Origin of the sequence: Salinicola endophyticus (genome assembly GCF_003206575.1) — a bacterium.
GTDB lineage: Bacteria > Pseudomonadota > Gammaproteobacteria > Pseudomonadales > Halomonadaceae > Salinicola > Salinicola endophyticus.
This window is the reverse complement of the sequence record NZ_PZJO01000008.1, coordinates 111,226-138,095: the sequence shown is the minus strand read 5'-3', so window position 1 is coordinate 138,095 and position 26,870 is coordinate 111,226. Positions and strand designations below refer to the sequence as shown.

General features: G+C 61.7%; 25 protein-coding genes. 15 read left to right on the top strand and 10 right to left on the bottom strand.

All coding sequences use genetic code 11. The annotated features are described in order from the left end of the window. The 5 genes from DOM66_RS19950 to DOM66_RS19660 all read left to right on the top strand — a co-directional run. On the top strand, positions 1–868 hold an 868-nt coding region (locus DOM66_RS19950; protein ID WP_245392466.1), incomplete at its 5' end, for a DUF2345 domain-containing protein. 17 nt (positions 869–885) lie between these two features. Next, on the top strand, positions 886–1,800 hold the full coding sequence (locus DOM66_RS16245; protein ID WP_110690887.1) for a DUF4123 domain-containing protein: 915 nt from the start codon (positions 886–888) through the stop codon (positions 1,798–1,800). Beyond that, entirely contained in the window at positions 1,797–4,460 is a 2,664-nt protein-coding gene (locus tag DOM66_RS19670) for a T6SS effector BTH_I2691 family protein (RefSeq protein ID WP_157959080.1), read from the top strand. Before DOM66_RS16245 ends, DOM66_RS19670 begins: the two co-directional genes overlap by 4 nt. 2 nt (positions 4,461–4,462) lie before the next feature. Beyond that, positions 4,463–5,500: a DUF6708 domain-containing protein gene (locus DOM66_RS19665; RefSeq protein ID WP_157959079.1), complete on the top strand. Its 1,038-nt coding sequence runs from the start codon at positions 4,463–4,465 to the stop codon at positions 5,498–5,500. Positions 5,501–5,521: 21 nt separating this feature from the next. After that, entirely contained in the window at positions 5,522–5,947 is a 426-nt protein-coding gene (locus DOM66_RS19660; RefSeq protein ID WP_157959078.1) for a hypothetical protein, read from the top strand. Between the two features lie 378 nt (positions 5,948–6,325). On the opposite strand, the gene DOM66_RS16235 is transcribed toward DOM66_RS19660, so the two are convergent. Further along, the gene (locus tag DOM66_RS16235) at positions 6,326–7,348 is read right to left on the bottom strand and encodes a LacI family DNA-binding transcriptional regulator (RefSeq protein ID WP_157959077.1); all 1,023 of its coding nucleotides are present in this window, start codon (positions 7,346–7,348) and stop codon (positions 6,326–6,328) included. 511 nt (positions 7,349–7,859) lie between these two features. Here DOM66_RS16235 and DOM66_RS16230 point away from each other — a divergent pair. From DOM66_RS16230 to DOM66_RS19820, 10 genes are all read left to right on the top strand, one after another. Next, the gene (locus DOM66_RS16230; RefSeq protein WP_157958900.1) at positions 7,860–8,789 is read left to right on the top strand and encodes a Bug family tripartite tricarboxylate transporter substrate binding protein; all 930 of its coding nucleotides are present in this window, start codon (positions 7,860–7,862) and stop codon (positions 8,787–8,789) included. Between the two features lie 31 nt (positions 8,790–8,820). Then, the gene (locus DOM66_RS16225) at positions 8,821–9,273 is read left to right on the top strand and encodes a tripartite tricarboxylate transporter TctB family protein (protein ID WP_110690883.1); all 453 of its coding nucleotides are present in this window, start codon (positions 8,821–8,823) and stop codon (positions 9,271–9,273) included. Positions 9,274–9,289: 16 nt separating this feature from the next. After that, positions 9,290–10,816, top strand: coding sequence for a tripartite tricarboxylate transporter permease (locus tag DOM66_RS16220; RefSeq protein WP_110690882.1), 1,527 nt, complete (start codon positions 9,290–9,292; stop codon positions 10,814–10,816). A gap of 10 nt (positions 10,817–10,826) precedes the next feature. Then, positions 10,827–11,975, top strand: a complete 1,149-nt coding sequence (locus tag DOM66_RS16215; RefSeq protein ID WP_110690881.1) for a mandelate racemase/muconate lactonizing enzyme family protein — start codon at positions 10,827–10,829, stop codon at positions 11,973–11,975. Between the two features lie 21 nt (positions 11,976–11,996). After that, positions 11,997–13,802 (top strand): alkaline phosphatase family protein, encoded by a 1,806-nt coding sequence (locus tag DOM66_RS16210; protein WP_110690880.1) that lies wholly within the window; start codon positions 11,997–11,999, stop codon positions 13,800–13,802. A 539-nt stretch (positions 13,803–14,341) separates the two neighbouring features. After that, on the top strand, positions 14,342–14,662 hold the full coding sequence (locus DOM66_RS16205) for a hypothetical protein (RefSeq protein ID WP_110678608.1): 321 nt from the start codon (positions 14,342–14,344) through the stop codon (positions 14,660–14,662). Between the two features lie 7 nt (positions 14,663–14,669). Then, positions 14,670–15,134, top strand: coding sequence for a hypothetical protein (locus tag DOM66_RS16200; protein ID WP_110678606.1), 465 nt, complete (start codon positions 14,670–14,672; stop codon positions 15,132–15,134). 89 nt (positions 15,135–15,223) lie between these two features. Further along, positions 15,224–17,200: a DUF2207 domain-containing protein gene (locus DOM66_RS16195; protein ID WP_157959076.1), complete on the top strand. Its 1,977-nt coding sequence runs from the start codon at positions 15,224–15,226 to the stop codon at positions 17,198–17,200. Positions 17,201–17,358: 158 nt separating this feature from the next. Beyond that, on the top strand, positions 17,359–17,607 hold the full coding sequence (locus tag DOM66_RS19825) for a hypothetical protein (protein ID WP_223162035.1): 249 nt from the start codon (positions 17,359–17,361) through the stop codon (positions 17,605–17,607). A 24-nt stretch (positions 17,608–17,631) separates the two neighbouring features. Further along, positions 17,632–17,856 carry a hypothetical protein gene (locus tag DOM66_RS19820; RefSeq protein ID WP_198651869.1) on the top strand — a complete coding sequence of 75 codons (225 nt, stop codon included), beginning with the start codon at positions 17,632–17,634 and terminating at the stop codon, positions 17,854–17,856. 48 nt (positions 17,857–17,904) lie between these two features. Here DOM66_RS19820 and DOM66_RS16185 read toward each other — a convergent pair whose 3' ends face one another. The 9 genes from DOM66_RS16185 to DOM66_RS16145 all read right to left on the bottom strand — a co-directional run bounded on the left by DOM66_RS16185 (position 17,905) and on the right by DOM66_RS16145 (position 26,866). Then, positions 17,905–18,834 carry a PfkB family carbohydrate kinase gene (locus DOM66_RS16185; RefSeq protein WP_223162033.1) on the bottom strand — a complete coding sequence of 310 codons (930 nt, stop codon included), beginning with the start codon at positions 18,832–18,834 and terminating at the stop codon, positions 17,905–17,907. Then, positions 18,831–20,285 (bottom strand): purine-cytosine permease family protein, encoded by a 1,455-nt coding sequence (locus DOM66_RS16180; protein WP_110678602.1) that lies wholly within the window; start codon positions 20,283–20,285, stop codon positions 18,831–18,833. Before DOM66_RS16180 ends, DOM66_RS16185 begins: the two co-directional genes overlap by 4 nt. A 74-nt stretch (positions 20,286–20,359) precedes the next feature. Next, the gene (locus DOM66_RS16175; protein ID WP_110690877.1) at positions 20,360–21,391 is read right to left on the bottom strand and encodes an ADP-ribosylglycohydrolase family protein; all 1,032 of its coding nucleotides are present in this window, start codon (positions 21,389–21,391) and stop codon (positions 20,360–20,362) included. After that, positions 21,388–22,095 (bottom strand): GntR family transcriptional regulator, encoded by a 708-nt coding sequence (locus DOM66_RS16170; RefSeq protein WP_110678599.1) that lies wholly within the window; start codon positions 22,093–22,095, stop codon positions 21,388–21,390. Before DOM66_RS16170 ends, DOM66_RS16175 begins: the two co-directional genes overlap by 4 nt. Before the next feature lie 136 nt (positions 22,096–22,231). After that, positions 22,232–23,053, bottom strand: a complete 822-nt coding sequence (locus DOM66_RS16165; RefSeq protein ID WP_110678597.1) for a phosphodiesterase — start codon at positions 23,051–23,053, stop codon at positions 22,232–22,234. Continuing rightward, complete coding sequence (locus DOM66_RS16160; protein WP_245392465.1) at positions 23,047–24,129, bottom strand: ABC transporter ATP-binding protein; 1,083 nt, start codon at positions 24,127–24,129, stop codon at positions 23,047–23,049. Before DOM66_RS16160 ends, DOM66_RS16165 begins: the two co-directional genes overlap by 7 nt. Beyond that, complete coding sequence (locus DOM66_RS16155; protein WP_110690876.1) at positions 24,126–24,941, bottom strand: ABC transporter permease; 816 nt, start codon at positions 24,939–24,941, stop codon at positions 24,126–24,128. The genes DOM66_RS16160 and DOM66_RS16155 overlap by 4 nt, the downstream gene beginning before the upstream one ends. A 21-nt stretch (positions 24,942–24,962) precedes the next feature. Beyond that, a complete protein-coding gene (locus DOM66_RS16150; protein ID WP_110690875.1) occupies positions 24,963–25,844 on the bottom strand; it encodes an ABC transporter permease in 882 nt (293 codons plus the stop codon). Continuing rightward, positions 25,844–26,866, bottom strand: coding sequence for an ABC transporter substrate-binding protein (locus DOM66_RS16145; protein ID WP_188115204.1), 1,023 nt, complete (start codon positions 26,864–26,866; stop codon positions 25,844–25,846). Before DOM66_RS16145 ends, DOM66_RS16150 begins: the two co-directional genes overlap by 1 nt. Positions 26,867–26,870: the final 4 nt, after the last annotated feature.

Sequence of the window (26,870 nt, the reverse complement as noted above, 5' to 3'; positions counted from 1 at the left end):
CGCCTTCCGCGGCACTGGGTTCGAGCTGCGCACCGACGCCTATGGTGCCATCCGTGCCAATCAGGGGCTCTACCTCACCAGCTGGGGCCAGCTCGGCGCCAGCGGCGACCAGCTCGACCTCACCCCGGCACGGCAGCAGCTCGACAGCGCTTACCAGCTCAGTGACAGCCTCAGTCAGAGTGCGGCGGACCATAACGCCGACGCCCTCGACGCGCGTGAGCATCTCAAGCAGGCGGGTGAAGACGCCGACGATACCTACGGCAATAGCGAACAGCTTGCGGATGCTGATCAGAGCAATGCCCGTGGCGCCACCGACAGCGGCGGCCGTGGCGAAGCGGCACGCATGAAAGCGCCGTGGCTGCATATGGCCTCGCCCGCCGGCATCACGATGAGCACGCCGGAATCGACTCACCTGGCCCAGGGCCGCTCGCTGAGTGTTTCCAGCGGTGAGGACGTCAACGTCGCCACCGGCAAGAGTCTGGTCGCCTCGATCTCCGAGAAACTCTCGCTGTTCGTCTATCGCGCCGGCATGAAGCTGTTCGCCGCCCGCGGCAAGGTCGAAGTGCAGGCGCAGAGCGACGAGATGGCGCTGACCGCCGAGAAGGACGTCAAGATCACCTCCACCGAAGGGCGGGTCGAGATCAACGCCGCCAACGGCATCCTGCTGAACAGTGGTGGGGGCTATATCCGCATCGAGGGTGGCAATATCGACGTCCACGGCCCCGGCAAGATCGACATCAAGGGCGCCCAACACGTCTTCGGTGGCCCCGCGAGCTTGGATGCGGCCATGCCCGAGTTGCCGGAGGGGGCCTGTGAGACCCAGTTTGCCGGGGATGACTCGGCGTCTGCCGGCGGCAGTGCGCTATAGCGGGAGAGGCCGACATCATGGAGCATCAGAAAACATCACCAACGCAGCGTCGTCCAGCTGCCCGGGTGAGTGCGGCCAAGCCGTTCGACCTTGACTGGCTGCAGCCGGACAAACACCGATATGCGTTGTTGAACCCGCTGCATGTCGCATCCAGCGATCGCGATGACCTGGATAGCCGGACATTGCGAACGCCGAGCGTCAAGGTACGCGATCCGCTGCTGCCCCAATTGATCTGCCTGGAGTCACTATCGCTGACGCAACGTGAGAATCTGGCCAAGCGGATCGAGCAGTATGCCAAGCGTGGCAGGGCCTTCCTGTCTGCCTTGCTGCAAAGTGAAGCGGACGCCGACCAGATGGTTAGCCATTTCCGTTTCACGCTCGAACAGGCACGCCCTGGTAGCCGGAGGCGCTGGTGGCTGCGCTGCTATGACCCAAGGGTCTTTCGTCATCTCTGCTGGCTGCTCGAGACCGCGAGCATGGATCGCTTGCTGGGCCCTATCACTTGCTGGCGCTGGCCGGACCAGTACGGCCAGTGGCTGGCGCTCGAGCGCAACGAGGCGCCCGACCTGGCGATTCGTATACCGCTGCTGTCTGCCTCGCAGTGGTCAAGCATTGATCGTATGGCCTCTCTCAACGCCGTCATCGATCGGCTGGCCATGCTAAAGCCGGAGGCTGCGGTCTCATTCGACGATTACAGGGAGTTGGACGGCCTGCTGGTCAAGGCACAGCAGCTCGGGCTGACAGACGCAGAGGACCAACAACTCCACGCCGAGCAAGCCGCGCGTTTTCATCCACACATTCACGATCACCCCGAGATGCGACGGCGCCTCGATCAGACGGTCGAGACACAGGGCAGCTACGTGCGCTGCTGTGAAGACCTCTCAGCCCAGTCGTTACTCACCATGGCACGGGAACTGGAGACCATCATATGAGTGGAGCATCCGACGACGTACAGTCGATCGCCAACTGTCGCGTATGCCAGCGCAGCGGGTTGCCGATCTTGCCGCTGCGCTATGCCGTGACGCGAACCGATGGTGGCGATCAGGCCGGTCATCCTCCCGGCCCTGAAATCCATGGTCCATTAATTGATGAAACGGTGCGCGGAATAAATTTGCCGGATGGGCAGCATTACACGATGAGGCTCTTGAGAGAGGGCTATCTTTACGTCTTTAATGAACTTCGGGGGCGGTGGACTGGATACACTGTGACAGAGAAGGGGTATTTGATTGAATATGTTGATCTGTCACACGATGTGGTGTCTTCTCTAGACCCAGATAAACCGCAACCAATTGACGGTCGCCTTGAGCCTCCTGCCGAAAAGCAAGAGTTTGCTTGTAATTCTTCTCCTGACCATGTTCATCCCGGAAGATGTGTCATGATTCCGGATGCTGACAAGGCGGGAGATGTTTATTTCGTCTTTTCTGAAGTCGCATGGACCAAACGTGTTTGGAAGAAGTATGCTGTTAACGAAAATTCTCGTCGCGAATATATGCGTAAAATATCGCTGTCAGACTGGCGTGGGAAACAAGGTGAGCATATTGATTCCTTAGATAAGGTCGAAGAATATCTTGCTGAGGCGAAATACCGTTGGGTGCCGCCGAGCCATAGTAATAACTCTGCGCCGTCAGAAGGAGATGATGGGGAGAGTACAGCCTTTAGTTCAAGCCCTTTTTCTATGAATGGGATGCGCGAACAAGTTGAGCCACTCTCTTCTTGGGCAAGGCTACAGGCTCAGCCATTAAATATGGATGCAGCAGTCATTGGCTTGGTTGATCCAGTGGCAGTTGCTATGGAAATAAAAGAGTTAAGCCGGGAAAGGGTTCTAGATTGGACAAGCGAGCCGGATAGAAAAAGGAAGCATGAGTCGGCTGTAATGATTCAGACTGTTAAGGCTGCAGTTGAAAATGGAGCCGAAGCGGCAACTGCTGAAAGTAGAAGTATGCTGATGGGAGTTCTGGGAGCCATCATGCCAGCTCATGTCGGAGCTGCGTATGGAGGGCAGCCCGGCCTATCTGGTGTTGCACGGGCCATGGACGAAGCGAAAAAGTTAAGCGAAGATGATATTAATCTCGTTCATGAAAGAGCATGGGAGAAGTATAAGGAAAGGTATGATTTCTCGGCTCACGAAACCTTTTTGAAAGTCGAATATCCTACTCAACTTAATGAGTTTGAGGAGAAGCTCTCAAACCCATTAGATCGAGCCTATGTTGACTGGCTTGAGTCTTCTCCTTTGAAAAATGGGTTTAAGCACAATTATGATAGAAAAAGCATTTCTAGTGGTGTTTTTTATGTGATGGCGCTATATCGTTTGATCAAGGATGCTTCATATAGCAAGATTGTTTTTAGCTATCTTGAAAAATGTTTGGGAGATGATCCCGAGAACGATGATGCTATCCTGAGTCGAGGCTTTTGTTTCAACAATGACTCTTTGGTAGCTAGTTGGAGTAGTATTGGTGGTTCTGCTTATGAGCCACAAGGAGGTTGGGATGGAGTAGCCTCCAGTCTTTGGGGGGCGATAAATTCAGCGCTAGGAGGTTTTACTGATAGGCAAAGGAAAGACGCCATGAAAACCTTGTCGCACTATACTTATGAGTATAGTGGGGCTTTGATAAAGAAATTGCAGCAAGTGTATGATATGTCCTCCGGTGAAATGGTTGCCAGTTCTTCGGAAATTAGAGTAGTGGCAATGCTGGGAGGAGTGGCCAAAGGCTATAATACTAACTACCGTCTAGTAGAGGTTGAGGCCAGAGCCACTGGTCAGCAAATAAAGAAAATTACTCAAAACTTAGTCAGGGGTATTTCTGGAGAGGTGCGCTATAACGGCCCAAGTGAGGTTGGGGCTGTTTTTGACCCCATTGATGAAAGGTATACATACAAAGGGCTATTGCTTGTCGAGTCTCAGACTGAATTCAGTGTGTCTATAAAGATGACCGCTGAGGAGCTTGATGGCTATGCCCAGTCAACCATCCGGCGCATGACGAATTTAGAGGCGGGAGGACATTTTGTTTCCGCTATGTTAGCGATATATTCCTTTGGCAGCACTTGGGATGAGTTTAGTAAGAAGGCAAGTGTGAAAAGTATCGCAGGTCTTTCCTCGGGATTAACCACAATTGCCGGCTCATTGATGGAAGGCGCTGGTGCAGCTTTAAGAAATACTGCTTTTGGTTCCGCTGAGCTTGCAAGAACATTTCAAATATCACAAACTGCTATTTCAACTCGGGCCGCTGGTATCGGTGCGGCCGGAAAACTGGTTGGTACAATTGGGGCAGTCATATCTGGCGTTCTCATGTTTTGGGATGGACTAGAGAATAGGAATGTCAGCCCCCTTTATGGTTATAGTACAATGGCGCTGGGTGTTTCGATGTTCCTTGTGGGTGTTATAACCTTTTTTGCAGGGACTGGAGTTGGTATTGTCTTGAGTCTTATCATCTCGGCGATAATGGTTGCTGTTGGCTTTCTTCGGCCTGATGAAGTAGATAAGTGGCTCGATAAAACTATTTTCTTTGGGGAACATAGGGATGGCAGTTTTTCCAACATTTCAGCCCAAAGGGAGTCCATGTTAGCTATGTCAGACGGTAACGAAGAGGATTAACCATGATGCTTGGTTGGACTCGACCTTTCCATGTGGGTCGGCGAATATCCCAAGAGGAAATGCGCTCTCATTTTCTACTGCAGAAGGCTTCCTCTTATCTGCCAGATCCTTATGGTGCGCTCATTCGTTTTAATTCTGAGTTTTGTGAGATGATAGACTGTAGTGAGCGCCAAAGAGGAATGGCGAAAACACTCGTCTGCCTACTGGGGATCTTCGCTCTTTCTGCTTGTGGCATCTCTATCTTTTTCATGCTTTTGTCTGATTATCTGTCGCAAGCCATCGACGCCATATTTTTTCTGTTTTTTACTTTTGTCTTTGCCGTCGTCGTGGTGGGAGGAGGTTGGCTTTTATGGCGCATGCATCTCAGATATGATTTTTTTTCTTGGACGTATTTTCCTGTACGATTTAATAGGGTGTTGGGTAAGGTTTTTGTATTCAGGAGCAAAAGGCTAGGTGGAATTTTAGTTCTGGATTGGGGGGATGTCTATTGGCATATAGGGACCGATGAGTCAGGGGAAATATGCACTCTGAGAGGGCATGTTTTAGATGGGTCTACAATTGTGGACACCTTCTCGGTAGGTAATTTCTTTCATCGGGATGAGGTTTATCGTATACTCTCTCTTTGGTGTTTCTTGGAAAAATATATGGAGCATGGCCCCCAAGACGCGGCCCCTGCCTCTGGAGATGAGTTTATTTATTATTCTACGCGGGTGAGTTTTAGAAATTGTTTGGTTAGAGTTGTTTCGAATCTTCCTCCTCTCTTGGTGTCTCTACGTCATAAGCTTTTCTTTTTTTACTATCCGCTTGTATTTTCCTTGGTCCTTACTCAGTGGTTGGCTTTGAAATCATGTCGCGAGCCCAAGTGGCCGGATTTTGTTGAGAGCTCATGTGTTTCTCATGCTGAAGGAACGTTTGTCTGGACAGAGCCTGAAAGAATTGGCCAGTTCTTGAGTGATGATCTTTTCTATAAACGCCTTCTCGAAAAAGAAAGCTTCAACAAGAGTGTGTTTGAGAGTGGCTCAGGTTTTGTTGGGTTTTAGGTGCTCTTGGGAGGGTTTTTTTTGAAAAGCATTAACGTATTTCTTGTGTGTGGGGTTTTGGTTTTCTTGTCGGGCTGCGAAAAGGATCAGCCTGATAAGGTGGAAGCCGTTGTGAGTGTTCTTGAGTGCGAGCCTGGCAATAGCTTCGACAAGTCAGATGATGCAAAGGCTGTTGTCGTTGCAACTGCTCCAGTCATGGGCCCCCCTCCAGAAGGGCATGTGAGCATTGCTTTTAAAAGCAAGGGGGAAGTGCTGGCCACTGGGTCAGCCAAGTTGCATCAACAGCTTGGGTCTATTGGGTCTAGTGATCCTGATTATATTTCTGTTTATAAGGCGGAGGTCAACTCAGGTGAACGGTTGGAATCCCTAGATGAGTGTGAGGTTTCTAAGTACACGAGTGACTCAGGCGAAGCAGTTAGGTTTACGGTCAAACCGTTTTCACAATAAAGTGGCTGTCTGTCAAAAGTATCAGGTTGAGGGAGCAGAAGATGTTGACGGTTATAAGGTTCGGCGATTTTGATTGAGATGCGCAAGGCAGGCAGCCATTGACCTGTCTTCAATGACGCTCGCCGTGGTGGTAGGGGGAGATGTCGTCGGCGGGAACGATTACTTGATCGAATATGTCGACGTTTCTCATGACGAGCTGCTGGCGCTTGCCTCTGACGTACCTTGACCGATTGATGCTGATACCCACACACCGGCCGACGATGACGATTTTCCCTACCGCGGCACTCCTGAGCATGTCTATCCAAGGCGTTGCATCACGCTACCGGCGGCTCAGGACGCCACAGGGCTTTACCTCGCCTTCTCGGATGGCCGGTGCCCTCAAACGCTCCCTCGTTCCACCAGCCTCACCCCCAGGTCCAGACGTTTCTCCGCCTCCGGGAGTTCGCTGGCGAGGCTGGCCAGCAGCAGCCGGGCGGTGTGCTGGCCGATCTCACGGCGTGGCGGTTCGATGGTGGTGAGCGGGGGGACGGTGCTGGTGGTGAAGTCCAGGTTGCCGAAGCCGGCAAGGGCGATGCGGCCAGGAATATCCCACTTCTGTCGCTGGCACTCGCACAGCACGCCGAGCGCCACCATGTCGTTGGAACAGGCAATGGCTTCGATCTCCGGATGATCCTGCATCAGCGCTCGAGTCAGCCGCCCGGTCTCCTCGGCGTGGCTGCGTCCGCTCAGCTCCCGCAGTTTGACCGTCCCGCCGGCGGCTTCCACTGTCTCTCGAAAGCCGTGGTAGCGATCCCGCGCACGCACGTCGCGCTGGAAGTTGGTGCTGACGAACGCCATCCGTCGGCGTCCCTGCCGCAGCATGTGCTCGGCCACCAGGCGGCCACAGGTGTGGTGAGAGAATCCCACCACCATGTCCAGCCCCGGCTGGCCGTAGTCCCACATCTCGACGATGGGCGTATCGTTGTTGGCCAGCACCGATAGCGACTTGCGGGTGTGCAGGAAGCCGGTCAGCACCAGGCCGGCGGGGTTCCAGCTCAGAATCGAGCGAATCAGCTCCTCTTCCCGCGAGTCGTCGAATTCGGTGTTGCCGATCAGCAGTTGATAACCGGCGCTTCGCAGATGGCGCTCGAGGGTTTCCAGCGTCTCCGAGAAGAACGAGTTGGTGATGGTGGGCACCAGCACGCCGATCACGTTGGAGCGCGACGATGCCAGCCCGCCGGCCATGGTGTTGGGCAGGTAGCCCAGCCGGTCGATGGCCGCCTGGATCTTCTCGGCGCGCCCAGGGGAGACCTCGTCCGGACGACGTAGATAGAGTGACACCGTGCTTGGTGACACGTCTGCCAGTCTGGCGACCTCCCCCATGGTGACGCGCTGCGAACCGCGTCGTCGTCGTTTGGCCAAGATTCCGTTACCTCGTCTCCGACCCCGCGCTCGGGTCGAATCAGCCGATGAATTTTTCTTCGTTCCCCTTTGGGGCCCACACGCTAGGCACTGTCTGAAAACTGACTGCGCTCGCCCATACGGCGTTGAAAATCGGCTGGTGCGTCAGCTTGGTCAAGAGGCTCATTTACACCGCGTAAACTGGAGCGCCAGCCCGGTCCGTTTTCATCGATTTTTGCCTTAGCTACGCGCCCCGGTCTGGCCTTCGCTCGTCGACTTTTCAGACAGCGCCTAGTGTAACGGGTCTGGTGCGACGCTTCGTGAAAGGAAAGCGCTGCGCCCGGACCATGACTTGGGTCGGAGCCTACGACGAATGGACGATGTCGACGCGTTGTTAGCGTCCATTCGTAGCGCTACGATTTTAGGTCATGTCGAAAATGAATTCTCCTGAATGGTCGCGAATGAGACCAATTATCTAACGGCAGCGCTGGTTTCGGTTTTTTTTTCGCAGCGCTACGAAATGGAGCCAACCATGAAGTCACTGCGTTATTCCCTGGCCGCCCTGGCCCTGATCGGCACCTCTCACGCGGCCGTGGCGGCCGACAATCTGGAGATCATCGTGCCGTTCGCGGCAGGTGGCGCTACCGATATCATCGCCCGCAGCTTCGAGCCGACCTTTTCGCAACAGCTGGGCGTCACGTCGGTGGTGCGCAATGTCGCCGGTGCCAGTGCCACGGTGGGCACGGCGGAGGTCGCCAACAGCGAGGGCAACCCCAATATCATCGGCTACGAGCCTGCCGGTGCGCTGTCGATCCAGCCCTCGCTGAAGAAGTTGCCCTACGGTCCGGACAGCTTCACTTACGTCTGCCGCACCGTTTCCAACCCGATGTTCCTGATGGTCTCGAAGTCCTCCGATATCACCTCGTTCCAGCAGCTGGTGGAGAAATCCCAGGACCAGCCGTTCCTCTATGGCTCCTCCGGTCCGGGGACGCTGCCGCATCTCGCCATGGCGGCGACCGTGGTCAACAGTGATCTCAAGGCCGAACACGTGCCTTACAGCGGCTCGGGTCCGGCGATGAACGCGCTGGCCGGCAACGAGATCCAGATCATGGCGGATACCGAAACCATCCTCGAGAACTACGATCTGCGCCCGCTGGCGGTATTCGCCGATCACCGCGTCGCGGGTTATGAAGACGTGCCGACGATCGAAGAGCTCGGCCTGCCGGCGCTGGATTTCTCGGTCTGGCAGGGCGTCGTCGCGCCCAAGGGCATCTCGGACGAGCGTGCCAAGCAGTACGCCGAGGCGTGCAAGGCCACGGTCGAATCGGACAAGTTCAAAGCCTTTGCCGACAAGGCCAAGGCGAACATCGCCTATCTTGGGCCGGATGATTTCAAGGCATTCGTTCAGAAGCGCTTCGAGGCCAACAAGCAGGTGCTCGAGGATGCCGGGTTGATGCCGTAATCCGTCCACCCATCACCAGGAGTCGCGATCCATGTTGGCAACCTTGATGCATCCTCGGGTCCTGACTGCACTGGCGCTGCTGGTGGCCGGCGCAGGGCTCTCTATCACCGCCTGGCAGGGGCCCGAGAGCGCCATGCTGGTACCGCGTATCGTGCTCACGATCTGGTGTGTGATGGCCCTGGCGATATTGATTGGCGAGCTGATTCACCCAGCACCGAGGCAACGCAAGACGCAGGCGCTAAGGGCGCGCTCGCCGCTACCGCTGCTGATGGCGGCGGTGCTGATCGCGGCGGTGGCCACGGCGAGTCTCGGCTTACTGATCCCGGTGCTGCCGCTGGTGGCGCTGACGCTATGGCTGTTTCGAATCCGGCGGCCGTTGCCACTGGTGCTGGGAACCGTCGTGATCGGTGGCGGGCTGTGGTTCCTGTTCCATCATGTGCTGCTGATTCGCCTGCCGGCGCTGTTGACGAGTGGTCTGGTTTGATGAAGGGGAATCTGAGATGGACGTGATCCTGGCAGCGGCCGGTGACGCCTTCACCTGGCAGGCGCTGCTCGCCATCGTGATCGGCACCTGGGCCGGTATCATCATTGGCGGGCTGCCCGGGCTGGGCTCGGTGGTGGGCTTGACGATCTTTCTGCCGTTCACCTTCGGCATGGATGTCATCACCAGCATGGCGCTGTTGATCGGTGTCTACTGCGGTTCGGTCTACGGCGGTTCGATCACCGCGATTCTGATCAATACGCCCGGCACGCCGCAGTCGGCGGCGACGACATTCGACGGCTATCCGATGACCCAGCAGGGCCGGGTCGACGAAGCACTCGGCTGGGCGACCTTCGCCTCGTTCTTCGGCGGCGTGTTCTCCTGCGTGCTGCTGATCTTCTGCGCCCCGCAACTGGCCAAGTTTGCGGTCAACTTCGGCTCTATCGAGGTTTTCGCACTGGTTTGCCTGGCGATGCTCTGCATCGTCGGGATCTCACGCGGCAGCCTGCTCAAGGGCCTTGTCTGCGGGATGATGGGCTTCTTCTTCTCGACGGTCGGCAGCGATCCCATCACTGGCGCCGACCGCTTCACCTTCGGCTCCTATGCGCTCAGCTCCGGGCTGGATCTGATTCCCGTGGTGGTGGGCGCCTTCGCGCTGTCGGAAGTCTTCGTGCGTTTCTCCGCACGGGACGAGGAGGCCACCATCATCCCGGAGGCACGGCTGCACTTTCCCGGCCTGCGCGAGATCGGCCGACGCCTGATCGAACTGGTACGCGGCTCTTTCATCGGCAGTTTCGTCGGCGCCTTGCCGGGTACCGGCGCAGCCGCGGCGGCCTTCATCAGCTATGCCGCGGCGCAGAAGCTGTCGCCGCGGCGGGCCAATCTGGGCAAGGGTGAGCCGGACGGCATCATCGCCTCGGAATCTTCCAACAATGCGGTGACCGGCAGTGCCTTCATTCCCACCCTGGCGCTGGGCATCCCCGGCGATGTGGTCACGGCGATGATGATGGGCGCCATGGTGATCCACGGCATCACCCCGGGGGTGCGGCTGATGCAGGACCAGGCGCAGACGGTCTACGCGCTGTTCGTGGTGCTGATCATCGTCAACGTCGCCATGCTGGTTCTGAGCAAGCCCTCCATCGGCCTGTTCCGCTATCTGTTCAAGCTGCCGCTGGGCTTCGTCATGGGCGGCATCGTGATGTTCAGCTTCATCGGTGCCGTGTCGGTACGTGGCAATCCGCTGGACCTGGTGGTCGCGGCGCTGACCGGCATTCTTGCCTATGTGCTGCGCCGCGGCGGCTATCCGCTGGCACCGCTGGTGATCGGCATGGTTCTGGGGCCGGCGCTGGAGAGTTCGCTGCGCCGGGGGCTGTTGATCTCGCGGGGCGACTTCCTGTCGTTCTTCACCCATAGCGCTATCGCCACCACGCTGTTCGTGCTGATCGGGCTATTTCTGATCTGGACAGTGACGGAGGGCGTGCTCGAGTGGCGGGCGAGAGTCGCGACTCGCCGCGAAGCTGCCTCCGCTCAACCCGTTTCCGAATAAGGGATCATGCATGAAGATCACCGATATCAAGACTCACGTTCTCTCCGCGCCGCTGGAGCAGCCGTTCTCGTTCTCCCAGGGCTGGGTGCATCAGCGCACCGCCATGCTGGTGGAGGTTCACACCGAGGATGGCCTTGTCGGCTGGGGCGAATGCGTCAACCACGGCCTGCAGCCGCCGCAGGTCGCCCAGGCGATGGTCGAGTATGCGCTCAAGCCGTTGGTGATCGGACGCTCGGTCTTCGAGCGCGAAGTGCTGTGGGAGACGATGTACAACCACTCCCGCCCCTACGGTCAGAAGGGCGTGGCGCTGTTCGGCATCGCCGCCATCGACACCGCGCTGTGGGATCTGGCCGGCAAGGCGCTGGGCCAGCCGATCCATCGCTTGATGGGGGGCGCGTTCCGCCATCAGATACGCCCCTACGCCACCGGCTTCTATCGTCGCGAAGGCGGCAACTATCCCGAGGAAGTGGTCGAGGAGGCGCTGCGTCATCAGGCCAACGGCTACCGCGCGATGAAGATCAAGACCGGCTTCGGCATCGAGGCGGACTTACGCGATATGCGCGCGGTGCGCGAGGCCGTGGGCGATGAGATCGCGCTGATGATGGACGCCAACTGCGCCTACAGCGTGCCGGCGGCACGGCGCATCTTGATGGAGCTGGAGGAGACCCGGGTTCACCTGTTCGAGGAGCCGCTGAGCCCGGAGAACCGCCACGGCTATCGCGAGCTCAAGGGCGTTTCGCGTACCTGGATCGCCGCCGGCGAGAACGAGTACTCCAAGATCGGCTACCGGGACTGGATCAGCGAAGGCGCGTTGGACGTGATTCAGCCCGATATCGGCGCCGCCGGTGGGCTGACCGAATGCCGCAAGATCGCCGCCTTGGCCCAGGCCTTTCACGTGCCGGTGATGCCGCACGTCTGGGGCACCGGTATCGGTCTGGCGGCGGCTGTGCAGCTGATCGCCACCTTGCCGCCGCAGCCGCTCTCGCTCACCCCCGACGAACCGATGCTCGAATATGACCAGTCGGCGCATCCGTTCCGTCAGGAGCTGATTGGCGGCGAGTTCCAGCTCAACGCCAGCGGCTGCGTCGAGGTGCTCGACAAGCCTGGTCTGGGGATCGAGATCGATCGCGCGGTCATCGATCACTACACCATTCGCTGAGTCGTGCCCCAGGAGAGCTTCATGAGTCGTAATCGTAAAATCTTGCTGCTGGGCGTCGACGGGTTGATCCCCGAGCTGGTCCAGCGCTTCTGCGCCGAGGGCGTGCTGCCGAATATTCAGCGCCTGCGCGACGAAGGGGGCTCGACGCGGCTGCTGCCCTATATTTCGACCTGGGGCGACACCAACTTCGTCAGCTTTCTCACCGGCCAGGCGCCCGGCACCAGTTGGGTCGGCCAGCGCCAGCCGCCTAGCGGCACCGCACACCTGCTGGAGCTGATGCGCGACGCCGGCCAGCGTGCGGCGCTGGTGCATTTTCCGGAAAGCCTGGTGCCCGCGGACGAGCGCGATCTCTGCTTCGCCCCGTTCTGGAGCGGTAGTGGCCCCGCGCCGATGGAGCTGGCGCCGGCTTGCCTGCACAGCACTGATCTCGACCGGTGGACCTCGACGCCGTCGAGCGAGGCGTTGGGTTGGCCGCCCACCGGCACGCTGGCCCATCATCAGAAGCACAATCGCTTTGCCATCGAGCGCACGGATGACGGTTTCGTCGCCTCGATCCCTGCGCATCGTGAAGAGCCGGTGCCGGTAACATTGCGCCTCGACGGCGGGCGGCTTCGACTCCAGCTGGCGCGGGCCGAAGCGAGCCTCAGCGTCGGCGAATGGACCGACTGGCTCCCGCTGGCGGACGAGCACGCCCTCGAAGGCAAGCCGGCGGCGGTGCGCTTCAAGCTGCTCGATCTCGATGTCACCAACGGCAAGATCGACCTGCTGCAGTCCCAGATCACCGCCCCGGAAGGCAGCAGCGGCAGGCCGGGCCTGGCGCGCCGACTGATCGAGCGCCACGGCCCGTTCATCTCCAAGTGGGCGGTCTCCGCCGACCCCGATACCCGCTACTTCGAGACCAGCTTCGAAGAGGGGCGCTACCAGCTCGAATGGCTGGTCGACAGCGCGCTGACGCTGCTGGGGGACGAGGGATTTTCGCTCTTCGCCACTGTCTTCCGGCTCAACGACGAGACCCATCACACCTGTCTCGCCCAGTGCGATCCCGAATCCAAGTTCTACACCGCCAGCGATCACGCGCGTTATCTCGAGGTGATCCGGCACTCGTATCGCATTCTCGACGCCGCCGTGGGGCGGGCCCTGGCCGGCTGCGATGAAGACACCACGCTGGTGCTCGCCTCCGATCACGGTGACGTGCCTAATTCACACCTCTGTGATATCCACAGGCGGTTGGCGGCATTCGACCTGTGCACGATCAATGGCGAGGGCAAGCCTGATGTGGCCACGAGTCAGGCTTTCCTCAAGGACGAGCGTGGTGGGCTGGAGATATTCATCAATCGCGACCTCGTGCCGAGTGGCGAGATCGATCGCGTGCAGACGCGCATCCTCAAGGCGTTGACCACCTGGTATGTCGACACGCCGGACGGCGAGCGCAACGTGGTCGCGCTGGCGCTCAAGAGGCAGGATGCCAGCCCGCTCGGCTACTGGGGCGAGCGGATGGGCGACGTGCTCTTCGCCTATGCCCCCGGTTTCGTCTGGGGCACCAACCAGCGGGGCGATACCGTCGCCGAACTCGTTACCCCGGGGGCCAACCACGGCCCGCAGGTGCCAACGGCCAGCACTGGGTTTGCCTCCAATCACGGTATCGCGTTTTTTCACGGCGCCGCCATTCGATCAGGAGTCGAACTGCCGTTCGATACCGCTCGCGGCATCCAGCGTATGGACAGCGCCGGCGCCACCTTCGCCCGGCTACTGGGACTCTCCACCGATTCGCTGGAGGGGAAGGTGCTGGAGGGGATGCTCGAGTCCGCGCGATGCGATCGGGGTTGAACCTGCCCGGTATAGCCGTAGTGGGTCGCGCACAACCGTGAGAGGCGCAGTACCAGCGGCTCTTCCTGATAGGCGCTGGCCGGCCAGCGCCTGCTGGCGCTGGAGAGCAAACGTGGGAGTGTCATCCACACGTTGATCCAGGCCACGCAGGGGCTTGCCGATAGCCGAGAAGATCCATCTCGGCCTCCGCGACCTGATCCACCAGACCACCAGTACCGTCCGTGTGAACCCTTGGCTTTACCCCACCGGATAGGAAGGGGCGTCGAGCGACCTGGCGGCCATAGCTGTGGCGTTTGCTGGGTGATTCGGGATGATATGGCTCCTCCTCTCTCATTATTAGCATAGAAAGCCTCAATCGACTGCATCTCTAAGCTGCTGTGTTTATATCGGCGAGTGCCAAGTTTGTTTGGGTCGGTGGAGTACGAGAGTCGACGGATGCTTATTTTCTTAAATAAACTTTTGGTTGCTGGCCGAGGTGAGGCTGATAATATTTCGCATCGACTTGATTGAACTCAATCTTTGTTCTGAGGGAGAAAGAGGTGAAAACGGTTTTTCTGGGGTTGGCGATTACTTTCCTCTGGTGGTTGGGGTTGATCAATGGTCTCTACATGCGGCCTGGTGAGCCAGTGCCGGACGTCTTGATCTATTTGACCGGGGCCTCTTGGCTAATCGCTCTGCTGGGCGCGCTGATGCTGTGGAGCGGCAAGCACAAGCCAGGGTTCATCCTCGTGATCATTGGCTCTATCTGCTTCGTCCCTCTGGGGCTCGTGACCGTCTACGGAGCACGCCGCGCCAATAGAAAGAGTGATGAGGCCTCGCTCGAAGAGCGGCGTGCACTAGCCGAAAAAAGCTCACGCTGAAACGCATTTGGATATCGAGGTAAGTGACGTGTCGACGATTTCACAAGGGCAGGAGTTTTACGCCAAAACACAAGCGCGCCTGATGCTGGGTGTCGGTGGTACTGCCCTGGCGCTTGGCTTGTTTATGCTGCTGAGTGTTCCCTCGGCGCCCGTGGGTATCATCGGGATGGGAGGGCTCATGCTGGGTATGGGGTGTTGGTTTCACTTCTCCCCTGTCGTTCGTATCGGGGCAGATCATCTCGTGTTCCAACCGGCCCCTTTGGCTCGTGCTCGAACGGTTCTCGATAGCGAAGTGGAGCGTGTCGAACGTAAGAAGAAGGTACTCTTGGTGCATTATCGTCGGCACGACGACAAGCCAGACAAGTCGCCCAGAAAGTTGGCGTTTGCCATGAATATGTTGACGGCCGATGATCGAGAGGCATTATTGGGCGCGGTGGAGACTCGCTTTGAGATCGTCCCGGTCGCTAAGTGATATTCGTGGAAAGCGCTTGCATTGATATTCGGTTCCTTTAGCGCATCATCTTCTTGCTGGCTTCGGCTCTGTTTTGGCGACTCGACATCATGTATCAAGTTCTGGGTGGTCTCAATGTGGCAGCTTTCATGGGGTCTCCGCTTGGTCGGGGCCGGGTCCTGGGAGGCATGAGACCCGCGTGGCGCAAAGTGGTGTGCCTACTGGCCATGGCGCTCATGAGTGCCTGCGCCTCCTTGAATGCGTATGCGGTAGAGAGAATCACCCGTTTCGCGAGCGATGTCGTCGTTCAGCCTTCGGGGAACATGATTGTCACAGAGACGCTCGATGTGCTGTCTCATGGTTACCATATTCGTCATGGTATCTATCGAGACTTTCCCGTAACCAATCGTATCAGCGGTGTCGTTCATCGCGTAGGGTTCGATGTCATCTCTGCGAGGCTGGATGGTGAACCGGTGCAGACCAGGCAGGTTCGAAAAGGCGACTATGTACGTCTCTATCTGGGGAGTGCGAATGTCGATATCGCTCCGGGGCCCCATCGTTTCGTTCTGCGTTATCGCACCAATCGCCAAATCCGTTTCTTTAAAATGCACGATGAACTCTACTGGAACGTGACAGGCAATCGCTGGAAGTTCCCCATTGAACAGGCAGTTTCTACCGTTCATTTCCCCGATGGTGCCGGCGTGGAGGGAGTCAAGACCTATACCGGCTCCTATGGTCAGCGCGGGCATGCAGCTGACTCCGTGGTCAGTGATGATGGGACGCGTGTGGTCACGCACACGAGCGCGCCATTGCAGCCCGGAGAGGGTGTGACGATTGCGGTAGCCTTCCGTAAAGGGGTGGTCAGCAAGCCGACCACGATCGATCAATTGATTTGGTATGTAACCGAGCGCCCGAGCAATACGGTGGCTTTCTTGGGCTTGCTGTTAGTATTGGCCAGTTACTGGGTGATGCTTCGTCGCGTAGGGCCACATGAGGAGCCGGAGCTGCCATCGGCGCCGTATTCTGGATCGCTGGGCAACCTATCTCCTGCACTGGCACATTGGATCGTTCACAACGGCGAGATACGTAATAAAGCACTAGTGAGTTCGATACTCAATCTCGGGGAAAAGGGTTATGTGACGGTGACGCAGTCTAGCGCAGAGTGGGTGCTGACGCGCACGGCTAAACCTGCCCAGAATCTGCCCGTAGAAGAAGCGGCGATCTTGGAGCACCTGGAAGCCAGGGACAATACCATCGAGGTCTCCAAGAAAAACCGCAAGGATTTGCAGAGGCTGCGGACAGCCTTCAAAAGCGCGATGCGCAACGAACATGGCGAAGCGTTCTATCAGTCTCATGGTGGGCTGATGCTGTTAGGTGTCATTGTTGCCTATCTCGCTGTTTTCGTGCCCAATGTCATGACCACTGACCCCATGGACCCCACATCGCTTTGGGTCGGTCTCATCCCGCTCGGTGGGCTGATATTTGTTAGCGTCGTGGCGGGTGATATCGAGGTTCCCTATAGCACGAATCGCTACATGGCCAAGAGCCTCGGCGTCGCATTGCCGATATCTTGCGGGTGGTGGTTGATCTGGGGCTATGCCATGCACACGCTCGATCTTTTCCCGTTCATGGCGATGTTTTTCCTGCCCGTGGCTTTTTGGGCGTTTGTGAGAAAGCTAGGAAGAACCACACGACTCGGTAGAGAGCGTAAAGCAGAGATAGAGGGGCTCAAAGCCTACATGCTCAGCCATGTGGGAAAGGAGGCACCCCGCCTGGAGGCGGCGGAACTAAAGGCGTTATGGCCCTATGCCGTTGCACTGGATATGGAAAGCGAATTCCAGGCTGCACAGGTGTCGATACCCGAGCTCTCCGATCATGACGAAGCCTCATCCAGGCAACCGATCTTTCCCTGGTGGCTTTATCACTCCTCAGCAGCGGGCAGCACGGGTTCGATCGTCGATGCCTGCAGTTCCATGAACTCTACGTTCACCGCCTGTAGCGCCTTCAATTCTTCTGGTTCCGGCTTCTCAGGTGGCGGTGGGTTCTCCGGAGGTGGCGGCGGTGGCGGTGGTGGTGGCGGCTGGTAAGTGCTCACCTGTGCCAATGCGCATGCCATTGCTGGGGGGCCTGCTACTGTCTGGAGACCCTGAATGACCTCGGTATCTGTTGATTCACCAGGCCCGTTGTGACGCGACGCGCATATGACATGGCCGGTTCAGTGCCTGCCGCATGAGGAGTCTCATCGATGGATCACCACTCGACTCACGCGTCGTACCGGGAGCGTCTGATCGAGCATCTATTCATTGGCGAATTGCTCAAACACGCCTGGCTAGTGCGAGATCGTCGGCTCGAAATTGCGAGACCGGAGGTGGATAACAGCGGCTACGATCTGATCGCCGAGGAGCGGACTCTCATGCGCCATCTGCAACTCAAGGCGTCGAAGCTGGATGCGCGCACCGCCAGGCAGAACGTGCATACCGCACTGGGTAGCTAGCCTTCGGGTGCAGTGGTCTGGATTTTGTTCGACGCCGATACGCTCGCGCTTGGGCCGTTTCTCTTCTTCGGAGGTCTGCCGGGCGAACCGCTACCCGATCTCTCGGCGTTCAGTATCGCGCGACAGACCAAGGGCAATGCCGCGGGCGTCAAGGCCGAGCGTCCCGCCATCCGCAGCGTCCCCAAAGGTCAGTTCACTCGCTATGACAGCGCCATCGAGGTGTACGAGGCGCTGTTCGGCGCATTCTGAACGTCGTTATTCCCACCTTCGTTTCACACGCCAATCCTGCTACCCGCGCTACGTGTTTGCCTGCGCCGCCAGCAAGGCGTCGATCTCGCTGCCCACCGGTGCCGTGGCCGGGCCATGCCGGCTGACCGCGATTGCCGCCGCGGCATTGGCACGGCGTGCCGCCTCGTCGGGCGTCTGGCCGCGGCTGAGCGCCGCCAGCAGGACGCCGGTATGGGCATCGCCGGCGCCATTGGTATCGACGGCGTGGGTGACGAACCCAGCCACGTGGCGTGGCTGGCCATCCGCCAGCAGATGACATCCCCGTGGCCCATCGCGGACCACGATCAGCGGCGCGCGGGTTCGCGTGGGCAGTGCGCGTAGCGCGTCCGCTATCGAGTCGGTGGCGGTCAGCGTCTGAGCTTCCTCGGCGTTGCAGCTGAGCAGGGTGGTCCGGCGCAGGATCTCGTCCAGCCGTTGCGGGCAGAGTGCTCCGATCATCGGGCCGGGGTCGAACGCGACCGACAGCGGCCCGGGCTGTTTGCCCAGCCAGTCGATCAGCGTATCGGCCGCGGTCTCATGCAGCAGCGTATAGCCGCTCACCAGAACGTGATCCTCGGGCATCGGGTCGAGCCGGTGCAGCACGTCGCGGCTGCCGATCTCCGCGCCGAGATGGGTAATGAAGGTGCGCTCCGCGGCCTGGTCCACCAGCGCCACGCAGAAGCCGGTATCGCGCTCTTCATCCATCGGCGCCAGCCAGTCGATCTGCTCACGGTGCATGGCTTCACGCGCCATGTCGCCGAACTGCCCCCGGCCATGGCCGCCGGCGTAGACGACGGTCATGCCGTCCCGGCTCGCGGCGGCCATGACGTTGAAACCGCCGCCCACCTCGAAGCTGGCATCCATGGCCAGGGTGTCGCCGCCGGGGGCCGGTAACCGCTCGATCGGCATCACCAGGTCGACGATCACCTGGCCGGTATGGATCAGACGGGCGGCGCTCACCGTGCCACCGCCAGCGCCGTATGCCTCGCACCGCCCATCATCAGGTAGCTGCCGGCGGCCACCACGAAGGTGGCGATCCAGCCCAGCCCGTTGCGCCCCAGCCAGCTGTCGGCCAGCACGCCAGTGAACCAGACATGCCCGCTGATGCCGATGCTGGTGAAGCAGAAGCCGATCACGATCGCCAGCGCCCAGCTGGTGAAGGCGCGCCATTCGACACCGCCGTGATACCAGTAGGCGCTGGTCGGGCTGACGTCGAGCAGATCCGGACCCGAGAAGTGGTGGCGATGGATCAGATCCACCAGGAATACACCGACCCAGGCGGTGATGGGCACGGCCAGCAGGCTGATGAAGGAGATGAACGGGCCGTAGAAGTCGCCGGCGATCAGCATGAAGTAGATGGAGCCGGCGAAGATCGCCACGACATCCACCACCACGGCGTAGACCCGCTTCACGCGCAGCCCCAGGGTCAGGGTGGTGAGCCCGGCGGAGTAGACCGACAGGTTGTTGGAGAGCAGCAGCCCGCCGAAGGCCGCCAGCAGATAGGGCACCGCCATCCAGTCGGGCAGCATGGCACGGATCGCCGCGATGGGATCGTTGGCCGAGGCCAGGTGACCGTCGCCGGCGGAGATCAGCCCGCCCAGGGTGATCAGCAGGACCAGCGGGATACCCGCACCGGCGGCCGCGGAGAGCACCAGCGACCCGCCCTTCACCCGGCCATGCTGGTAGCGGGACATATCGGCGCCGGCGTTGGCCCAGCCGATGCCGGTGCCGGCGGCGATGGTGCCGATGCCGATCAGCACGGCGCTGAGGGGCGCCGCCGGGGTATCGGCGACGGCCTGCCAGTCGATGGTCGCCATCAGGAACAGCGCGACCACGATGTTCAGCGCGCCGAAGCCCCAGGTCGCCCACTTCTGAATGACCAGCAGCGTGGCGTGGCCCAGTCCCGAGACCAGCAGGGTGCAGATCACGAACAGGGCGATGAACACCAGCGTCAGCAGAGGCATCGCGACCGCGCTGGGCGCCGTGCCGAACACGATCGCCGAGAGTGACAGCAGCGCATAGGCCGCGGTGGTGGTATTGACCGTCTCCCAGCCCAGTCGCGACATCAGCGAGACCAGCGTGGGGCCGACATTGCCCCGAACCCCGAAGATCGCACGGGAGAGGGTCAGGCTGGGGGCGCGCCCACGCCGGCCGGCGATCGAGATCAACCCCACCACGGCAAACGAGCCGCCGGCGCCGATCACCGCGACGATGAACGCCTGCCAGATCGCCAGCTGCTGATAGACGACCAGGGTCGCGCCCAGCGGCAGGCCGAGAATGCTGATATTGGCGGCGAACCAGACCCAGAACAGCTGCAGCGGATGGCCGTGGCACTCCGCCTCCGGTGCCGGCTCGATCCCGCGTGTTTCCAGTTGTCCCGCTTTTGAGGCCGACGCATCGAGAGAGGCCATGGCGTTCATCCTATTGGTCCAGGGTGTGAGTGGTCCTGGGGATTGGTGGTGCTGGCAATTAGTGGTGCTGGCGATTAGTCGTGCTGGCTATGGCGCCGACGCAGCGCCAGCAATTGATCGACGAGGGGTTCCGGGTCGAAGTGGCTGACGCGCGCGACTTGCTCCACCAGTTTGGCGGGCAAGCCTTCGGGGCCGTGGCAGGCGCCGAGGATGGCGCCCAGCATGGCGGCGATGGTATCGGTGTCACCGCCGATGCCGGCAGCCAGGGTGAGCGCCGCCAGCGGCTCGTCGCCGGCGAGTTCGGCGAGGGCGAAGGTGGCGACCACCGACTCCTGGGAGGCGACCGAGGTGCCGATCAGATCATGGATCAGCGCGACGCCCGTCTCGTGGTCGCAGCCCCGGACCAACTGGCGCGCCCAGGCGATGCGCGCCGAGATCAGGCCGCCGGCACTCCAGTGCCCCCGCTGCTCGCCCAGCACGGCCAGTTCATGACCGACACTCAGCGCCTGCGCCAGCGGTGCGCCCTCCAGGCCTGCCGAGATGGCCCCGGCGACGGCCGCGGCGCTGGCAATGCCCAGCGAGGTGTTGTGGGTCACCTGGCTGGCCTCGATCACCGCCTCGAGCAGCGTCTTGCGGGGTTCTGACGGGGTGGCGATGGCCACCGGGGTGATACGCATGGCGGCACCATTGGTGGTACCGAAGCGCCCGCTCTGCTCGGGGCCGACGCCCTCGGCGATCATCGCCAGGGCACGGTTGGTGGAGGGCCCCAGCAGATCCTGCGAGCCCCGAGCCTTCATATCGGCTTCCCAGGCAGTGAGGGCGCGGGCGAAGGCCAACGGCTCGATATGGCCGTGACCGCTGATCAGCAGTTCGGCCACCAGCACGGCCTGCTCGGTATCGTCGGTGATCGAGCCGGCGGGCATGTGGGGCGCGATGGGTTGATCCGCCGGCCCGTCGTGCAGGGTGTCGAGGGTGCCGAAGCGCTGGTGGATCTCGGCGCGGCTGAAGGATTGGGTCGGCATGCCCAGCGCATCGCCCAGGGCCAGGCCGTAAAAAGCGCCCAGCGCCCGACGGCGCAGGTCGGGCGCGGCAGAGGAGTCGGTCATGAATCGAAAGCCAGATGGAAGTGGAAGTGGGCCGGATCGAGCAGGCTGGTCACGTGCTCGACGAAACGATCCTGGGTATCCAGGGTCAGCCGCGTCGACTGCATGAACAGGGTGCCCGCCGGCCGCTCTAGCCTATCGGCCTGCTGCGCATCGAGGGCGGCCAGGCTCAGCCACTGCTCGCCGCGCGCCGCCACCAGCTCATGGGCGGCCAGGGTGTCGGTGATGGAGTCGTTGATCAGCCCGCGCTCGGGGAGCTGGGCCAGCTGGCCGCGTGCCGGTATCAGCGAGCGCTCCAGCGAGACGATCTCGCCCTCGGCCAGACGCCGGCGGCGCACGATCTCCACGAAGCGGGAGCAGTCGACGCGCTCGCCCAGGGCCGTCTCATCGACGCACTGGAGACTCAACAGCTCGGTGACGATACGCACCCCGGAGCGGGCCAGCGCGCGGGCCCAGCCCTGCTGCTGGTCGAGGGCGATGCCGTCGAAGGTGACGAAGGAGCCCACGCCGCTCTGGGTGGCGATGTACTGCTGGCGCTGAAGTTCCAGCAGGGCCTGGCGCAGCGTGCCGCGGCTGACGTTGAACTCGCTCGCCAGCTGGTGCTCGCCGGGCAGCTGATGGCCGGAGGACCATTCACCGCTGCGGATGCGGCGGCCCAGCTCATCGACGACGCGTTGCTTTTTATCAAATCGTACAGGTTTGCTCATGTACAAACTTGTACAGTCTCGGCGGACATTTGGCACTTAGACCTTCGTCGAGCGGGGCGCGATCGCGACGGGCCGACGCGACCTGCTACGCCGGCCGGCTCACCTCTCTCATTCTCACTCCCCACTCATCCTCACCTCACTCGTCGATCAGCCCGCCCGCCTCGCGAAACGGGTAGGGCCCGGCGTAGTCGCCGATCACCGCATGGTGGGTGGTCAGCACCCCGTCGCGCCACAGGTGCAGATGGTAGCCCGGCGGTTCCAGCACGAAGGCGGAGGCGCCGTCTTCGCGCAGGTCGAGGGCGACCTGGTGGGCGGTACTGGGGCAGCAACTGGCGAGGGTGCCGGCGAAGCGCTGGAAGATGGTGCGATGCACGTGCCCGCAGATGATGCGCTCCACATTGGGGTAATCGGCCACGATCGCGGCCATCTCGGCAGCGCCGGCCAGGCCGATGGCGTCCATGTGCGCGATGCCGGTGGCGAATGGCGGATGATGCATGAAGATCAGGGTCGGGCGTTCGGGCTGCTCGGCGAGCCGCGCGGCGAGCCAGTCGAGCCGCTCGGCGCAGAGCTCGCCGCGACTCTCGCCGGGAACCAGGGTATCGAGCCCGATCAGGCGCAGCGGGAAGTCTTCGACGACGTACTGGATGAAGGTCTGCTCCGGGCCGCCCAGGTAGTCGTGTGTCGGGAAGGCCGCGCGTAGCGCCTGGCGATCGTCGTGGTTGCCGGGGATCAGGTACCAGGGGATCTCCAGCGGCTGGAGTTGCTCGGCCAGCGTGGCGTACTCTTCCGGGCGGCCGAAATCGGTGGCATCGCCGCTGATCAGCACCACGTCCGGGCGCGGATCGAGGGCATTCAGCGCAGCCACCGCCGGGGTGAGATAACGGTCTGTCTCGACCACCCGGTACGCCTTCTGGCCGGGGCGGCGTAGATGCAGGTCGGTGATCTGGGCGATCAGCATGGCAGGGTCTCCTGGGCCGGCGGGGTAGGGATGAGGCTGATACCGACGCGCTCGCCCGGCTGCCAGCCGGCGCTGGCCGTGGCCAGGGCGGTGCAGCGCTGGCCGTCGTCGAGGCGTAGCTCGAAGCGCACGTGGCTGCCGAGGAAGAAGCGCGCCTCGATCCGCGCCTCGAGCCCGCTACCGGGGGCGTCGAGACGAACCTCATGGGGGCGGAAGGTGAGCGTGTCGACGCCGTGGTGATGGCGCACCGCCTCGCCCTGCAGCCGGCACAGGGTGCCGAGGAAGTCGGCGACGAACGGCGAAGCCGGCTGGCGGTAGAGGGTTTCCGGGGTGCCGAGCTGCTCCAGGCGGCCGGCGGACATCACCGCCACGCGGTCGCCCAGCATCATCGCCTCCTCCTGATCGTGGGTGACGATCACGCAGGTGATCCCGAGCCGGCGCAGCAGTGCCGCGAGATCGACCCGTAACTGCTGGCGCAGGCGGGCATCCAGGGCGGTGAGTGGTTCGTCGAGCAGCAGCACCCGGGGCTCGATGGCGATCGCCCGGGCCAGCGCCACGCGTTGGCGCTGGCCGCCGGAGAGCTGATCGATCCGGCGTTCCGCCAGCGCCTCCAGCTCGACCAGCGCCAGCATCTCGCTGACCCGCCGTCTGCGGGTGGCGGCATCCACGCCGCGGATCTTCAGGCCGTAGCCGACGTTCCCCGCCACGCTCATGTTGGGAAACAGCGCATAGCCCTGGAAGACCACCCCGACCCCGCGCGCCTCTGGCGCCACCCGGGTGACGTCCGTATCGCCGAAGTCGATCCGGCTACCGTCGTCGGCCTGCTCCAGCCCGCAGATCATGCGCAGCAGGGTGGTCTTGCCGCAGCCCGAGGGGCCGAGCAGTGCCAGTGTCTCCCCGGCCTGTACCTCCAGATCGAGCGGTTCGAGCGCGCGGGTGCCGTCCGGCCAGGTCTTGGCGCAGCGGGTCAGACGAATCGCCAGCGCCGTGGCGGTCGGCGTCTTGGCGGTGCTGGGGTGGCGCGGTGCGCCGGTCGTGCCGGACGCCATCGAGCGGGCGGGCGTTGCGATGTTCATGTCGAGGCTCCGAGGGAGAGGCCGCCGCTGCGGGTCGAGCGCGCGGCGAACCACTGCAGGCCGATCATCAGCGGCAGCAGCATCAGCAGGAAAACGAGGGTATAGGCGGAGGCGACTTCGAGCCGCATCGAGGCGTAGCTGTCGGCCAGCCCCACCGGCAGGGTCTTGGTCAGCGGCGTGTGCAGCAGCCAGGTCAGGTTGAACTCGCCGATGGATAGCGTCACCACGGTCAGCGCCCCGGTGACGATGCCGCTTCTGGCAGCCGGCACCACGATGTCGAAGAAGCGCTGGCGGTGGCTGGCGCCGAGGGTTGCCGCGGCCTCGTCCAGGGTGCGCAGATCGCTACCCTGCATGCCGGCCCGGGCGGCGCGCACCATGAACGGCAGGGTGAACAGCACATGGCCGATGACGATGAAGGCGACGCTGCTGCGCAGCCAGCCGACGCTGCCCCAGGAGACGATCAGCGCCAGCGCCGTGGCCAGCCCCGGCACCGCCACCGGCAGGGTCAGCAGCTCCTCCAGCAGGCGTGCCAGGCGGCCGGGGTAGAGGGTCAGCACCCAGGCGGCGGGTACCCCGATAGCCAGCGTCACGCCGAGGGTGATCAGTGCCACGGCGTAGGAGCGCCAGATCGTATCGGCGTAGAGCTCCCACACCTGGGCGACCCACTTGAGCGTCAGGCCGCTGTCGAGACCGACGAAATAGTTGCGGGTCAGCCCCGCGCTGACCGAGAGCAGTACCGGGCCGATCAGAAAGGCGGTGACGGCGAGCGTCACTGCCAGGCCCAGCCGGGTGTCGAAACGCGAATGCGTCATGGGTGAACTCCTGCGCTCATCTCAGCGCCCGTGCGCCGCGCGGCCGGCAAATGCATTGGCGGCGTAGAGCACCGCCCAGGTGGCCAGCCCCAGTACCACGGAGAGCGCCGCGGCGACCGGGATATTGGCGTAGTGGGTGAACTCGTCGTAGATGGTGATCGGCAGCACGTCGATCCGGGTGCCGAGGGTGAAGACCGTGCCGAAGGCGCCCATGGCGGTGGCGAAGCACATCGCCCCGGCGGCAGTGAGCGCGCTGGAGAGCGCCGGCAGTTCGATATCGATGAACCGGCGCCACGGCCGAGCCCCCAGGGTCTGCGCCGCTTCCAGCCACTGCTTGTCGATGCCTTCCACCGCTGCCATCAGCACGCCGATGGTGCGCGGCAGCAGAAAGTAGAGATAACCGATGAACAGCCCGGCCATGCCGTAGGCGAGCACCGTCGGCTCGCCGGTGAGTGCCCGCGAAAGCGTATTGAGCACCCCCTGACGGCCCGTGGTCAGGATCACCAGAAAGCCCACCACCACGCCGGGGAAGGCGAGCGGAAAGAGCAGCAGCGCCATCAGCGCCCGGCGCCCGGGGAAGTGCGGATGCCGGGCCAGAAAGCGGCTGACCGGCAGCGCGATGGCCAGGGTGGCGAGGGTCGCCCCCAGTGACAGCGCCACCGTATTGGCCAGGCTGTGCCAGTAGCGCGGCTGGGTCACCACCAGCCAGTAGGCCGAGCTCTCCATGCCCTGGGGCGTGGCCGCCCCCAGCCCGGCCAGCTTGGCCATCGGCAGCAGCCAGAAGGCGATGAACAGCGTGGCGGCGGGTATGGCGATGGGCAGCCAGGCGCGGCGCCCCGCCAGCGCCGCCCGGCGACCGCCCCGCGAAGTGAGCGGGGCGGCCCGGTGCGGGGCCGCCATCATCAATTCACCTCGTCGGCGTAGCGCTGGGCGAAGGCGCGCTGCGCCGCCGCCATCTGGGTGTAGTCGACGGTACCGGCGCGGGCGTAGTCGCTGGCCGGGAGGAACTTGCTCTGGGCTTCCTGCGAGATCGCTTCCGGGCGTACCGGGCGCAGGTAGGCGTTGGCCCAGATCGCCTGACCCTTGTCGGAGAGCACATAGTCGAGCACCTTCTTGGCCGCCGCGGGGTTCGGGTCGTTGGCCACCAGGCTCATCACGTAGAGCACGCTGATGGTGCCCTCCTGCGGAATCACGAAGCGCACATTGGCGTGGTCCTGGTAGCGCGCGCGATAGGCGTTGAAGTCGTAGTCGAGCAGGATCGGAATCTCGCCGGAGAGCACCCGGGCGTAGGCGGTCTGCTTGGGCACGATGGGGCTGTTGGCCTGCAGCTTCTGGAACCACTCGATGGCCGGGGTGAAGTCGTCGAGTGTGCCGCCCAGGGCGCGGTTGACGGCGACCGCACCGACATAGCCGACGAACGCCGAACCGGGGTCGAGATAGCCGACCATGGTGCGGTACTCGGGCTTGAGCAGGTCGCTCCACGACTGCGGCACCGGCAGGCCGTGCAGCGCATCGACGTTGACCATGAAGCCCAGGGTGCCGGAGTGGATCGCGAACCACTTGCCGTCCGGGTCCTTGAGATCGGCAGGGATCGCATCCCAGTGGGCCGGCTTGTAGGGCTGTACCAGCCCCTGTTTGGCGGCCTGGATACCGAAGGTGACGCCGTAATAGACCACGTCCGCCACCGGGTTGTTCTTCTCCGCCACCAGCGAGGCCAGCGACTGGCCGGAGTTCTTGTTGTCCTGGGGGACATGGACGCCGGTATCGGCCTCGATGGCCTTCAACTGGGTGCCCCAGTCGGCCCACTCCGGCGGGCAGTTGTAGCAGATCGCGGTATCGTCGGTGGCGTGAACCGGCAGCGAGGCCAGGGTCACGGTGGTCATGCCCAGCGCCAGACAGGCAGCGCGCAGTGTCTTGTTCAGCATCTCA